General features: G+C 63.5%; 14 protein-coding genes. 6 read left to right on the top strand and 8 right to left on the bottom strand.

The window, feature by feature from the left end; translation table 11 throughout:
* Positions 1–25 precede the first annotated feature (25 nt).
* The gene (locus NKJ57_RS05725; protein ID WP_023684922.1) at positions 26–985 is read left to right on the top strand and encodes a LysR substrate-binding domain-containing protein; all 960 of its coding nucleotides are present in this window, start codon (positions 26–28) and stop codon (positions 983–985) included.
* Here NKJ57_RS05725 and NKJ57_RS05730 read toward each other — a convergent pair.
* The 6 genes from NKJ57_RS05730 to NKJ57_RS05755 form a co-directional block, all read right to left on the bottom strand.
* Entirely contained in the window at positions 975–1,481 is a 507-nt protein-coding gene (locus NKJ57_RS05730; RefSeq protein ID WP_023684921.1) for a DUF2314 domain-containing protein, read from the bottom strand. The two genes, NKJ57_RS05725 and NKJ57_RS05730, sit on opposite strands and share 11 nt — an antisense overlap.
* Before the next feature lie 153 nt (positions 1,482–1,634).
* Positions 1,635–2,699 (bottom strand): glycoside hydrolase family 25 protein, encoded by a 1,065-nt coding sequence (locus tag NKJ57_RS05735; RefSeq protein WP_352511247.1) that lies wholly within the window; start codon positions 2,697–2,699, stop codon positions 1,635–1,637.
* A 281-nt stretch (positions 2,700–2,980) separates the two neighbouring features.
* Positions 2,981–3,172 (bottom strand): hypothetical protein, encoded by a 192-nt coding sequence (locus NKJ57_RS05740; protein WP_023669058.1) that lies wholly within the window; start codon positions 3,170–3,172, stop codon positions 2,981–2,983.
* 116 nt (positions 3,173–3,288) lie between these two features.
* Positions 3,289–3,687 (bottom strand): GFA family protein, encoded by a 399-nt coding sequence (locus tag NKJ57_RS05745; protein WP_023684918.1) that lies wholly within the window; start codon positions 3,685–3,687, stop codon positions 3,289–3,291.
* Between the two features lie 186 nt (positions 3,688–3,873).
* Positions 3,874–4,830: an alpha/beta fold hydrolase gene (locus tag NKJ57_RS05750; protein ID WP_352511248.1), complete on the bottom strand. Its 957-nt coding sequence runs from the start codon at positions 4,828–4,830 to the stop codon at positions 3,874–3,876.
* 117 nt (positions 4,831–4,947) lie between these two features.
* Positions 4,948–5,196 carry a ParB N-terminal domain-containing protein gene (locus NKJ57_RS05755; RefSeq protein ID WP_023694150.1) on the bottom strand — a complete coding sequence of 83 codons (249 nt, stop codon included), beginning with the start codon at positions 5,194–5,196 and terminating at the stop codon, positions 4,948–4,950.
* Positions 5,197–5,365: 169 nt separating this feature from the next.
* Between NKJ57_RS05755 and NKJ57_RS05760 the strand changes: the two genes are divergently transcribed.
* The 5 genes from NKJ57_RS05760 (at position 5,366) to NKJ57_RS05780 (ending at position 11,050) form a co-directional block, all read left to right on the top strand.
* The gene (locus NKJ57_RS05760) at positions 5,366–6,997 is read left to right on the top strand and encodes a N,N-dimethylformamidase beta subunit family domain-containing protein (RefSeq protein ID WP_352511250.1); all 1,632 of its coding nucleotides are present in this window, start codon (positions 5,366–5,368) and stop codon (positions 6,995–6,997) included.
* Between the two features lies 1 nt (position 6,998).
* Entirely contained in the window at positions 6,999–8,372 is a 1,374-nt protein-coding gene (locus NKJ57_RS05765) for an aminotransferase family protein (RefSeq protein ID WP_023743111.1), read from the top strand.
* Between the two features lie 10 nt (positions 8,373–8,382).
* A complete protein-coding gene (kce, locus tag NKJ57_RS05770) occupies positions 8,383–9,312 on the top strand; it encodes a 3,5-dioxohexanoate:acetyl-CoA acetone transferase (RefSeq protein WP_023743112.1) in 930 nt (309 codons plus the stop codon).
* 209 nt (positions 9,313–9,521) lie between these two features.
* Positions 9,522–10,025 (top strand): GNAT family N-acetyltransferase, encoded by a 504-nt coding sequence (locus tag NKJ57_RS05775; RefSeq protein WP_352511251.1) that lies wholly within the window; start codon positions 9,522–9,524, stop codon positions 10,023–10,025.
* Positions 10,022–11,050: a histone deacetylase family protein gene (locus tag NKJ57_RS05780; RefSeq protein ID WP_352511253.1), complete on the top strand. Its 1,029-nt coding sequence runs from the start codon at positions 10,022–10,024 to the stop codon at positions 11,048–11,050. The genes NKJ57_RS05775 and NKJ57_RS05780 overlap by 4 nt, the downstream gene beginning before the upstream one ends.
* Positions 11,051–11,054: 4 nt before the next feature.
* Here the strand turns inward: NKJ57_RS05780 and NKJ57_RS05785 are convergent, their stop codons facing one another.
* Together NKJ57_RS05785 and NKJ57_RS05790 are read right to left on the bottom strand one after the other, a co-directional pair.
* Entirely contained in the window at positions 11,055–12,317 is a 1,263-nt protein-coding gene (locus tag NKJ57_RS05785; RefSeq protein ID WP_023690167.1) for a cysteine desulfurase-like protein, read from the bottom strand.
* A 52-nt stretch (positions 12,318–12,369) separates the two neighbouring features.
* The gene (locus tag NKJ57_RS05790) at positions 12,370–13,437 is read right to left on the bottom strand and encodes an aldo/keto reductase (protein WP_352511255.1); all 1,068 of its coding nucleotides are present in this window, start codon (positions 13,435–13,437) and stop codon (positions 12,370–12,372) included.
* Positions 13,438–13,520 lie beyond the last annotated feature (83 nt).

Consider the following 13,520-nt stretch of genomic DNA (forward strand, 5'->3'; position numbering starts at 1 on the left):
TATGCATCAGCGGGATTGATGCGTCATGAGCTGGGAACTACCACCATTAGGAGCCATCAGGGTCTTTGAAGCCGCGGCCCGGCTGGGCAGTTTCACCAAGGCAGCCGAAGAACTCGGCATGACCCAATCAGCTGCCAGCTATCAGATAAAGGTGCTGGAAGAACGTGCCGGAACGCCGCTTTTTATAAGAAAAACAAGGCAGATCGCGCTGACCGAGGCCGGACAGCAGCTGGCGCCGCACGCAACAGGCGCGTTCTCGACCCTGGCCGACGCATGGGTCGCCACCAAGGGTGGAGCGACCGGCGTGCTGTCGGTGACGACCATGGAAACCTTCGCATCGAACTGGCTGGCCGTATGGCTTGGAACATTCCAGCTGATGCATCCCGATCTTGCCGTGAAGGTGAATACATCGCACGGGCTGGTCGATTTCACGCGCGGCGACATGGATGTCGGCATTCGCACCGGCAGTGGAAAATGGCCGGGCCTGACGGCTCACTATCTGTTCAAGGCGGACTATACGCCGATGCTCAGCCCGAGACTCGCCGAAAGCGTCGGCGGCATCCACCGCCCTGAGGATCTCTACCAACTGCCGCTATGCTGTGCCGACGATCCCTGGTGGGAAATCTGGTTCAAGGCTGCCGGCGTGCCGTTCGAGCCCGATCGCGTCATCGCTGGCCCGAAGCTGGGTACGCAGGCCTATGATGCGATGGCGGCGCTGACCGACAAGGGCGCCGCGATCCTCACCAGAAACCTTTACAGCGCCCTGTTGGAAAAGGGCCAGTTGATACAGCCATTCGACGTGCTTGGCTCGGACGGCGACGGCTATTGGCTGGTGCATCTGGAGAGCCGCCGCAACGCGCCCAAAATCAAGGTGTTTCGCGACTGGGTGCTGGCGCAGACGGCTGAGATACGCGAACGCGAAAAGCGCGACAGCCCTCTAGGCACCGCGATAAAACTCGCCCCCGCCTCAACCCTCAGTCCTTGAAGGTCAACCCGTATCTTGCAACCTGTTCCTTCGGCATATCCGCAAGCGCCTGGCGCGTGGTGTAGCCGCCATAGATCACCTTGCCGTTCTTGATCATCCAGTCCTCGACGTCGGCCTCGGTCACCGTCATCCTGTCGCCCATCTTGTACTTGTTGCCATTGACCGGGACGTCGGCGAGCAGGCCGATATAGGAGCCGTCGCTGTAGCCGACCAGCTGCAGCCAGATATGCTCGGTGGCACCGTTCTGGGTCAGCGGGAATTTTACCGTGTAGGTGCCGGGTGTGCCGGCGTCCATCAGTTCGTGGAAGCGCTTGAGGGTCGAGCGGCCGCTGTCCTTGGCGGCCTGCATCGCCTTGTCCTCGGTGGAATAGGACACGACGTTCTGCTTCGACTCCGCCAGCGAAGCGCCACTTCCGCCCGGCATGTGGCCGAGCGAACTGAAAAACCCGTAGCCGACGGCGGCGGCAAGTGCGACAGCCACAACTGGATTGCGCATGGATCCCTCCGAAAACCCGATCACGGGCACGTTACCGGAAGGCTGTTGCGATACCGCTAAAGGACAGAGTGAGCGGATCGTTAGCGAGACGCTGAAAATTCAACCCAAGGCGCAGCGGCAGGCAGCGCAGGCGCACCGGCACCGGCCTGACGTTCAGTCGGCGTCGGCGACGGTCGTCTGCCCGCCTGCCCATGCCCGCCAGGCGCGCTCGTCGCCATGGAAGACGTTGAGGTCGATGCGGCCGGTCACGCCGTGCGACAGGCCGGAGCCGGAATACTGCCAGAACAGCCATTTGCGGCCGGGATAGACTTTTGAGGGATGCCGCGCCACGGCGCGCAGCCAGAACGGATAATCGAGAAACGCACCCTTGAGATTGTCGCGATAGAAATCCGGTGCGGTGTAGATGATGGGCCGCTGGCCGTAATGGCGCTCCAGCTTGTCCATGAACACCTTCATCTTTTCCAGCACGGTGGCCCGCGACGGCCGCCGCTTGCAGGAAGATTCGCCGTTCCACTCGACATCGATCACCGGTGGCAGCGCGCCTTCGACCCTCGGCACATTGCGGATGAACCAGTCGGCCTGCTCGCCCGCAGTGCGGCACCAGTAGAAGAAATGATAGGCGCCGCGCTTCAGCCCGGCGGCGTCGGCATTGCGCCAGTTCTTCATGAACATCGGGTCGAGATGGTCGCCGCCATCAGTCGCCTTGATGTAGGCGAAGTTGGCGCCCTGGGCACGCAGCTTGCCCCAGTTGACATTGCCCTGCCAGCGCGAGACGTCGACGCCGTGGACGGCAAGGTAGCGTGGCGAAGCCTTGCCGAAATTGATCGGCTTGGCGTCGCGGAAACCGTAGCGGGTGACCGGCGAGGCCAGCATGGCCGGCGCCGCGCGCGTCAACCGCTTCGGCGCAGACATCAGAGCGGCGGGCTCGAGCTGTGGTCTGGTGCTCCCCTGCGGCGTGCCCGCGACGATGGCCTCTTCTTCCTCGACCATGGAAAAGGGCGGCGCATTGTCGGCCACAGCGTTGTCGGCCACCATGTCGGACCGCATCGGCGCGAGGTCGGCGGTCTCCGCCGGAGCCGCTGTGACCGGCGCGCTCGGACGCACGACCGAACTGGTCGTCTCGTTCGACGGCTGCAAGCCATCGACGCCCGCTGTGGACGAACAGCCGGCAAGGCAAATCGATGCCACGACAAAACTGACGACGCCTGAAATCCGCATCTGGACCTGTACGCAAAACACAACAGACCGATGGCAAACAGACGCCGCCGGACAAACCGGCCTCGATTACTAACGAGAAATTACCAACAAAGTTTGAATCAAGTTGTTAGGAATTGGCCCTCTTGTCTTCTCCCCCTGTGGGAGAAGGTGGATCGGCGCGTAGCGCCGAGACGGATGAGGGGTGTTCCAGCGGAGTGAGGCGTTGGCGTTCCCTGGAACACCCCTCATCCGACCGAGCTTCGCTCGGCCACCTTCTCCCACAAGGGGAGAAGGGGAAGCCCTTACCTTCCCAGCCATTGCTGCATGCAGCTTTTGGCCACCACATGCGCCGGTGGCACGGCGTCGGCGGCCGGGCGGCGGGCACGTTCGAGCAGCAGGCGAACCTGTTCGGGGCGCACGCGGTCACGCTCCATGACGAGGAGGACCATCGGGTCGCTCAAAAGCTCGTCCAGGGTGCTGATTCTGTCGCTCATCGGTCGTCTCCTCGATACCGGCCCGCAGACGATAGATAGGCAGGCAATCATGGCCCGCCAATGACGCTTTGCCGGCTATGTCGTGGTTTCGGGATTAATTTCCGGTAAGGCCGGCGTCAGTTCGGAGGCGGCGCGCCTTCATGGTGCGGCAGGCCGTCATCGAGTTGCAGCCAGGGCTGCTTCGAGGCGGTCCACATATGCATTTCCGGCTTGAACAGCGAGGGATCGTCGAGCGAGCCGGTGGTGATGCCGACGATGCCGGCGGAGTCGCGTCGGGAAAACAGCGTGGTGCCGCAAGCGGCGCAAAAGCCGCGCTTGAGGTCCGGAGAGGTGTTGACCGTCGCCACCTCTCCCTCGACCGTGACATCGTCGATGCGAAACAAAAGGCGGGCGTTGAACGCCGCGCCGATGACCTTCTGGCAGCGCCGGCAGTGGCAGACGCGCTGGTTGAGCGGCGCCGCCTCGGTGCCGTAGCGCACTGCCCCGCAATGGCATCCGCCCTGGTATTTCGTCATCATTCGAACCCATCACACTGAAGGTCTCTTGATGATATCGACAGGTACCTTTCGGTCAATTGAAAAGCCCTGATGGCGCCATCGATTGCGCTGATACGACCAATCGCTGCGCCAAGGCTCCGTAGCTTCGCAGGCACAAAAAAGCCGACCGCCTCTTCGAGACGGCCGGCATGCATTTCAGGCAAGCTATTTCGTTTCGCTGAGGACTTCGTCCCAGGTCTTCACCTTGGTTTCGCCATTGAGGAAGGGCAGTGCCGCGGCCGTCAGATCCGGTGCGAAGAAGACGTCGTAGTGGGTGCGATTGGGAATGATGGCCAGCCGGTTCTGCGACAGGTTCTCACGCATCCAGCCGGCATCCTTCAGCCCGCCGCCGAGCATCTGGTAGAACTTGATCTCGTGCTCGGGCTTGTACATGTCGCTGTCGCCATAGGCCAGCATGACTGGCATCTTCAGCTTCGCCACATCGGCGGAATAGTCGTAATCCTTGCGCATGAAATTGCCCAGCGCATCGAGCAGTTTGGGGAAATCGTCGGGACGTGGGGCGACGGCGACGTAGGATTTGTACATCGGCGTGTCCTTCATGAAATCGGCGGCGGCCGCGCTCACCTGCGCCTGCTGGCCGCGCATCTCGTCATAGAAGCCATTGGCGGCGAAGCCGGTCGAGACCAGGACCAGACGTCTCACCGTCTCGGGATGCTGAACGGCCATGCGGAAGGCGACGCCGCCGCCCAGCGAATAGCCAAGCACGTCGACCTTGTCATAGCCGAGCGCCTTGACGATACCAGCCATGTCGTCGCCCATCCCCTCCAGGCTGAAGGGTCGCTCGCCGAGCGCGGTGCGGCCATGGCCCTGCAGGTCAACGGCAATGATGGTGCGGTTTTCCGCCAGCTTCGGCAGCAGCGGCGCGAACATGTCCGACGTGCCAAGGCCGCCATGCAGCAGAAGCAGCGGTTCGCCCTTGCCGTAGACGGCATAGTAGTAATTCAGGCCGTCGATCGGCAGCAGGCCGGACTTTTCCGGCTTCGGCATGGCTGTTGCTCCGGTGGTCATGGCGGGCTTGGTCTCCACTGCATTGGCTGGGCCGGGCGCTGCAAACAAGGCAGCGACCGAGGCAAGAATGGCGAAATAGATTGGTCTGGACATGTCGGTCTCCTCGGGTTCCGCCCCAAGGACGAGCGAGCACGCCGCATGCCGACATGCCCTGCGAAAAAATCCGCGGAAGAATGACCGGTTTGGCTGTTTTCGATCGGGTCGCGCGCCTCAGTGGCGCTTGGCCTGCACCAGATAGGCGTCGATCTCGGTCTCGCCGAGCCATTTGGCGGCTTCCAGCCGGTGCAGGCCCTCGACCAGGATGTGGCGCTTGCCGTCATTGCGAACCTGGATCGGCGTCTTCATGCCGTTTTCCAGTATGTCTTCGGCCAGGTGCCGGACCGTTTCGGGATGCAGCGTCTTCTTGCGCGCCGTCGGCACGTAGATGTCATCGACCTTGACCTTCTGCACTCTCAGCATGCCGGCTCCCGAGGCGGAACATACCGCCTCGCCTGAGATAGTCGGTTTGCCGGGTGCGGCCAAGAGCGGCCAAGCAATTGTGTCGTATGCAATTGCTGGCCCGATCGTTTCCATTTGACGCTTGGCCGGCAGATGGCCGAAATGGCGGCCTGTCACTTTTCCGGTGTTCATGACCCATCTGCCAACCGAATTTCCCGATTTCGGACTGACGCCCGAGCAGCGCCGCGAGGCAGTGCGCGGCCACTACTATGAATGGCCGGGAATGGACGGCGAGCGGGGCGAGATCTGGTGCTATTCTGATCGATTTTCCTACCGCGCCGGCGAGAGCGTGACGCTGCATGTCAGCTCGACGGCGCCGCGCTTCAGCATTGTCATTGTCCGCGACGGCGGCAGCGAGACAAAGGTCTTCGAGCAAACGGGGCTTTCGGCGCGCTGGCAGGATACGCCCGACCAGTGCTCGGTCGAAGGCTGCGGCTGGGAGGCGTCTTTCGAATTTCGCATCGGCGACGATTGGCCATCCGGCGCCTATCGGCTGACGCTGACGGCGGACGGGCGCGAGCCTATCCATTGCCATCACCTCATCATCGTCGCGCCCCTGCCCGGCAGAAAACCCGGTCGCGTGCTGCAGGTGGCGGCGACGGGCACCTGGCTGTCCTACAACACCTGGGGCGGCTCCAACGCCTATCAGGGTATCACCGGACCTGGCCGCGACCAGTATGCGCGCATGGTGTCGACGCAGCGGCCGTGGTGCCGCGGCTTTGTCGTGCTGCCCAAGGACGCGCCGCGCGTGCCCCTGGAGGTCGCGGTGCCGCCGAAAACAGTGCCGCGCTATCCGCACATGGAATGGGCGTACGCCACCGGACATTCGAAGAAATACACCTCCTCCGGCTGGGCGAGCTATGACTGCCACTTCTTCCGCTTTGCCGAGCGCGCCGGCTACGGCGTCGATCTCGCCAGCCAGCACGATTTGCACTTCTCGCCCGAAATCCTCGATGGCTATGACTGCGTGGTCTTCGTCGGCCATGACGAGTACTGGACCTGGGAAATGCGGGACGCCGTCGACAGCTACGTCGAGCGCGGCGGCCATGCGGCGCGCTTTGCCGGCAATTTCATGTGGCAGACAAGGCTGGAGGACGAAGGCCGCCGGCAGGTCTGTTACAAATACCGCGCGCGGGCCGAAGACCCGGCCTATGGCGGCGACGTCACCCGCGCCACCAACTCCTGGGAAGCGCCGGAGATCGGCCGTCCCGGCGCTCTGACCTTCGGCCTCAACGCAACGAGGGGCGTCTATGCCGGCTGGGGCGGCTGCGCGCCGCGCGGCGTGCGCGGCTTTCCGGTCTATCGGCCCGAGCATTGGGCCTTTGCCGGCACCGGAATCTATTATGGCGACCTGCTTGGCGCCGACAGTCATGTCTATGGCTATGAGGTCGACGGGCTCGATTTCGAGATCCGCGGCGGCCTGCCCTATCCGACACCGGACAGCGGTGCGCCTGACGGGCTGCAGGTGCTGGCCGTCGGCATGGCGAGCCAGGTCGAGGAAAGCGCCGATATCCCGATCGAGGACCAGTTTCTCACCGACGAGGATGGCCGCTTTACGGCCGAAACGCTGTTTGGTGAGGCGACCGACGCCAATCTGGAAAAGGTCAAACGCGGCAACGGCATGATCGTCAATTTCCCGCGCGGCAAGGGCGAGGTTTTCCACGCCGGAAGCTGCGAATGGGTCGCCGGCCTGCTCAGGCAGGACCCGATGGTCGAGCGCGTGACCAGGAATGTAATCGATCGCTACCTCGGAAAGTCCTGACATGCAGAAGCCCTCATCAACTGGTTCAGGAACGCGCGCGCCCTCGCACCTGTTCTACCTCTCCAGCCTGCGCCGGCCGCTGATCGACCGCGCCGAAGGCATTTATATGTGGACGCAGGACGGCCGCCGCTTCATCGACGGATCGAGCGGACCGATGGTCGCCAATATCGGCCATTCCAACCGCAACGTGCTCGACGCCATGAAGCGGCAGATGGACCGCGCCACCTTCGCCTACCGCCTGCATTTCGAAAACGAGCCGGCGGAAGAACTGGCGCGGGAGCTCGCCGGCAAACTGCCGGAGGGCATGGACCGAATCTTCTTCGTCTCCGGCGGTTCGGAGGCGACGGAATCCTGCATCAAGCTGGCGCGGCAATGGGCGGTCGCGACCGGCCAGCCGAAGCGCTGGAAGGTTATCACGCGTTTTCCCTCCTATCATGGCGGCACGCTGGGTTCGCTTTCGATAACCGGCGACGATGCGCTGGCCGAAACGTTCACACCGATGATGCGGGTGATGCCGACCGTGCCGGCGCCGACGGCATGGCGCGACCGCGACAATCTTTCGATGGAGCAGCGCGGCGTCCGCTATGCCGACATGCTGGAGGAGAAGATTCAGGCCGAGGGCCCGGACAGCGTGCTCGCCTTCATCATGGAGCCGATCGGCGGTGCGGCGACTTCGGCCCTCGTCGCACCGGACAGCTATTATCCGCGTATACGCGAGATCTGCGACCGCTACGGCATCCTGCTCATCCATGATGAAGTGATGAGCGGCGCCGGCCGCACCGGAAAATTCCTTGGCGGCGACCATTGGAACTGCAAGCCCGACATCGTCGCGCTGTCGAAGGGGCTTGGCTCCGGCTATGCGCCGCTCGGCGCGCTGGCCGCCCCGATGCGGCTGGTCGAGCCGCTGCTGGCGTCGGGCGGCTTCCAGCATGGCCACACCTATGCTGGCAATCCGCTCGCCTGCGCGGCCGGGCTCGCCGTGCTCGGCGAGATGGACCGCCTCGACCTGATCGCCAATGCCGCCGCGATGGGCGACGTGCTGATGGACGGGCTGAAAGGGCTGGCGAAGCGTTTTCCGTTCATCGCCGATGTCCGAGGCAAAGGCCTGCTCACCGGCGCCGAGATGGTTGCCGATCCCGACACGCTGCGGCCGATCGAGCAGGGCAAGAAAACCACGCAGCGCCTGCTCGACCTCGCCTACGAGCGCGGGCTGATCATCTACGGCCGCAGGGTCAAGGGCGGTGTCGACGGCGACAATTTCATGGTGGCGCCGCCGATGATCGTCACGGCTGAAGAGGTCGGCGAGATCATTTCCATCATCGGCGATTCGCTGGAAGTTCTGGCCGCCGAACTCGACCTGCCGGTCGAAGGCTGAGGGCTAAAGAATGGCGCCGAGGAAAGTCATCATCACCTGCGCGGTCACTGGCTCGGTGCACACCCCGTCCATGTCGCGCTATCTGCCGGTGACGCCGGACCAGATCGCGGCTGACGCCATCGCGGCGGCCGAGGCCGGCGCCTCAATCCTGCATCTCCACGCCCGCGATCCCAAAGACGGCCGGCCGACCGCCGATCCTGAGGTGTTCATGCAGTTCCTGCCGCGCATCAAGCAAGCGACCGATGCGGTGATCAACATCACCACCGGCGGTTCGTCGCTGATGACGCTCGACCAGCGGCTGGCGGCACCACTGCGGGCCGAGCCGGAAATGTGCTCGCTGAACATGGGCTCGATGAATTTCGCGCTGTTCCCGATGCTCGACAAGCCAAGGGAGTGGCAGCACGAGTGGGAACCAAAGCTGCTCGAAGCCACGCGCGACACCATCTTCAAGAACACCTTTGCCGATATGGAAGGCGTGCTCGAAAAGCTCGGCAAGGGCTGCGGCACGCGCTTTGAGTTCGAATGCTACGATGTCGGCCATCTCTATTCGCTGGCGCATTTTCGCGACCGCGGGCTGGTGTCGGGGCCGCTGTTCATCCAGTTCGTGCTCGGCATTCTCGGCGGCATCGGCGCCGATCCCGACAATCTCATCCATATGAAGCGCATCGCCGACAAGCTGTTCGGCGACAGCTACCAGTTCTCGGTGCTCGCCGCCGGCCGCCACCAGATGCCGCTGATCTCGATCGCGGCGGCGATGGGCGGCAATGTCCGCGTCGGGCTGGAGGACAGTCTCTACGATGGAAGGCAATTGGCGAAATCCAATGCCGATCAGGTGCGCAGGATACGCGCCATTCTCGATGGCCTGTCGCTGGAGGTCGCAACGCCGACCGAGGCGCGCGAGATGCTGGCGCTGAAGGGCGGTGATAGGGTGGCGTTTTGAGATGATTGATCTGCGATGATGGCCTTCTGGCACACCCCCCTCTGGCCTGCCGGCCATTTCCCCCTCAAGGGGGGAGATCGGATGTCACTGCGGCCTTCGCCAATCTCAATCGTTGCAAAATGGATGGCAGCGCCAAAGCTGCCAATCCCCCCCCTTGAGGGTGAGATGTCCGGCAGGACAGAGGGGGGTGCCTGGGCGCCTTGCCTATCGTGAGTACAGTCACCCTCCGCCCCGGCACCATCGACGACGTCGACACCATCCATGCCGCGCTGCTCAAGCTCGGCACCCATATCGGCGCGCATCAGGAGATCACGTCCACTGCCGACGATCTCCGCCGCTACGGCTTTGGCGACAAGCCCGCCTTCTCCACCCTGATCGCCGAGATCGGCGGCGATTTTGCGGGGCTCTGCCTGCATTTCCCGATCTTCTCGACATGGATGGGGCGGCCCGGCGTCTATATCCAGGACCTCTATGTCGAGGACCGGTTTCGCGGCCGCAAGATTGGCGAAAGTCTGCTGCGCCGCGTCGCCCGCGACTGCCGCAGGGATGGCGGCGTCTATCTCAGGCTGTCCGTCGACACCGATAATGACGGCGCCAAGGCTTTTTATGAAAAGCTGGGCATTGCCTGGGCGCACTACGAGCAGACGCAGAAGATCGTCGGTGAAGCCTTTTTCGCCTTTGCCGATGCAGCGCAGGATGGGGACGCGGAATGAAAGCCTTCTTTGCCGAGGAGCAGAAACGCCACGACCCGAAGGCATTCCTGTCCAGCGGCGCGCCGCAGCCCAATCCGGAACAGCCGGAGCGCGCCGAGCGATTGTTAGCCGGCGCAAGAGCTGCCGGATTGACCATCGAACGGCCCAGGGAACATGGCCTAGGCCCGGTGGCGGCGGTGCATACGCCGGAATATCTCGCCTTCCTCGAACACATTTTTGCGCGCTGGCAGCGCATCGAGGGCGCATCCGCGGAAGTCATCCCCAACATCCATCCACTGGCCCGCACAGGGTCCTATCCGGCCTCGGCGGTCGGCCAGGCCGGCTACCACATGGCCGACACCGCCTGCCCGATTTCGGCCGAAACCTGGCACAGCGCGCTGTGGAGCGCCTGGAGCGCGGTCGAGGCGGCTGAAACCGTCATGGCTGGCGCGCCCGCCGCCTATGCGCTCTGCCGGCCACCCGGGCACCATGCCTTTGCCGATGTCGCCGGCGGCTTCTGCTTCATCAACAATTCAGCGGTCGCGGCCCAGGTGTTGCGCAAGCAGGCAGCGCGGGTGGTGATCCTCGATGTCGACCTGCATCACGGCAATGGCACGCAAGGCATCTTTTATACGCGTTCCGACGTCCTGACGGTGTCGCTGCACGCCGATCCGGTGCGCTTCTATCCGTTCTTCTGGGGCCATGCCGATGAGCGCGGCGAAGGTCCGGGCCTCGGCTATAATTTCAACCTGCCATTGCCGCGCAAATCAGCCGACGCGGCGTTTCTGGAGGCCCTCGAAGTGGCGTTCCAGCGTATCCGCGCCTTTTCGCCGGACGCGCTGGTCGTGGCGCTCGGTCTCGATGCGTTCGAGGGCGATCCGTTCGGCGGGCTTTCGGTGACCACGCCCGGTTTCTCGCGGATCGGCGAGGCAATTGCCAAGCTCGGCCTGCCGACGGTTATCGTCCAGGAAGGCGGCTATCTTTGCGACGCGCTCGGCGACAATCTCACGGCGTTCCTCACCGGTTTCGGCGGCAAACAGCGATAGCTGACTAGCGCTGCTGCCTCAGCATGGCGATCACCCGGTGCACGCTTTCCAACGTCTCGTCGATCTCTGCCGCCGTGTTGTAGTGCGCAATACCGATGCGCACGACGCCCTGCTCGGCCGGAATGCCGAGATGGTGGACGATCTCCCAGGCGTAGTTGTGACCCGACCATAGAAAAATGTTCTCGGCATTCATCTGCCGCACGATCGTCTCTGGCACGATGCCGTCGACGGTGAAGGACACGGTCGGCACGCGCTCAATGACACGCTTCTGATCGGTGATGCCGCGGATGGTCAGGCCCTCAATGGCGGACAGCCCATCGATCAGCCTCAGCGCCAGCGGGTTTTCGTAGGCGATCGACACTTCGTATGCCTTTGCGATCTTTTGCCTTCGCGAACCGCCCTCGCCGGCCGCAGCACCGAGTTCGGCGAAGTAATCGACCGCTGCGGTAAGCCCGGCCATCAGTTCGATCTGCGGCGTGCCGAGTTCGAAGCGCTCCGGCAGGCCATTGGAAGAGCAACGGCATTTGTAGGGTTGCAGCGCATCGATGATGTCGCGGCGTCCCCACAATATGCCCATATGCGGGCCGAAGAATTTGTAGGCCGAGCAGATCAGGAAGTCGCAGCCGAGATCCTGCACGTCGACCAGCCCATGCGGCGCGAACTGCACGGCGTCGACATAGACCACCGCGCCGGCCTGTTTGGCGATGGCCGTCAGCGCTTTCACCCGATTGATCGAGCCGGTGAGGTTCGAGGCATAGTTCAGCGCAACGAGTTTTGTCCTGTCGGTAAGCAGAGCGCTGAGCGCCGCCTCCTCGACCTGCCAGCTGTTCTCGTCGAAAGGCAGGAAGCGCACCAGGAGGCCAAGATCTTCGGCCAGTTGCAGCCAGGGCGAGACATTGCCCTCATGATCCATGCGGGTGACGATGATCTCGTCGCCCGGCTTGAAGCCGCGGCCGAGCGTGCGCGACATGTGATAGGTCAGCGTCGTCATGTTGGCGCCGATGATTATTTCCTCCGCGCTCGCTGCACCCAGGAAATCGGCCATCGCCTCATGGGCGTCGTCGAACACCTTTTGCGCGGCAAGCGTGGTTTCGAAATAGCCGCCGAGATTGGCGTTGGTGGTGAGGAGGCAGCGCGCCACCGCGTCGGCAACCGCTTGCGGCACCTGCGTGCCGGCCGGATTGTCGAGATAGATGCGCCGGCGGCCCTTGTCGGTCAGGTCCAGCGCCGGAAATTTTCCCCTGACGGTCTCGATCGGAAAATCCATGGCTGTCCCCTTCCCCTTGTCTTTGCTCGGCAATCCCGGCCAAACGGTCTGCTTATGGGCACGGATTGCCGACGCGCTGGTGGATCGCATCCACGCCCTTCTGCATCTCGTCGGTCCAGGTCACGTCGGCTGACGACAGCGCCATCTCAAGCTGGGCAATCGTCGTCGCGCCGATGATGCTGGACGTGACGAAAGGCCGGCTGGCGACATAGGCGTTGGCAAACAGCGCCGGTTCAAGGCCGAAGGAACGCGCCAGTTCGTTGTATGCGAGTTGCGCCTCCGCCGCATTCGGCGTCTCGTAGCGCTGGCCGCGGTTGAACAGCTGCGAGCGCGAACCCTGCGGCCGTGCGCCATGGTCGTATTTGCCGGTGAGATAGCCCTGCGCCAGCGGCGAATAGGCGAGAAAGCCGACATCCTCGCGCCCGCAGACTTCGGCCAGGTTCACCTCGAACGTACGGTTGACCAGATTGTAGGCGTTCTGCAGCGAAACGATGCGCGGGCCGACGCCCTTGTCGGCCTCGGCGATGAAACGCATGACACCCCAGGAGCTTTCGTTCGACAGGCCGAGATGGCGGATCTTTCCCGCCTTCACCAGCTCCTCGAAGACTGCGAGTGTCTCGGCGATCGGCGTCTCGCCGGCCGGCGCGCCAACGGCATCGGCACGGCGCGGCACAGCACCCACGCGGGTCGGGTTGGCGCCCCAGGGGATGTCGCGCTCCGGCCAGTGGATCTGGTAGAGGTCGAGATAGTCGGTGCCGAGCTCGGCCAGCGATTTGTCGATGGCGTCAAAGATGTCGGCGCGCACCAATTTCGACGGACGGTCGCCACGAAACCAGCTGTTGGCGGTGCGGCCGACCACCTTCGAGGCCAGGATCACCTTGTCGCGGTTGCCCTTGGCCTTCATCCAGCTGCCGATGATCTTTTCCGTGCGCCCCTGCGTCTCGGCCTTGGGCGGGATCGGGTAGAGCTCGGCGGTGTCGATGAAATTCACGCCGCGCTCAAAAGCCAGATCCATCTGCGCATGGCCATCGGCCTCGGTGTTCTGCTCGCCCCAGGTCATCGACCCCAGGCAGATCTGGGTCACAAGAAGATCGGTCCGACCGAGACGGCGTTTATGCATCGAATTTTCTCCGGCGGGAATTGCGCGGCTACGCTGGAAGGAAGCCGCATCTATAGGGAAAGCGGCGCCGCTCTCCAACCCTT

Source organism: Mesorhizobium sp. M0077 (genome assembly GCF_040322955.1).
GTDB lineage: Bacteria > Pseudomonadota > Alphaproteobacteria > Rhizobiales > Rhizobiaceae > Mesorhizobium.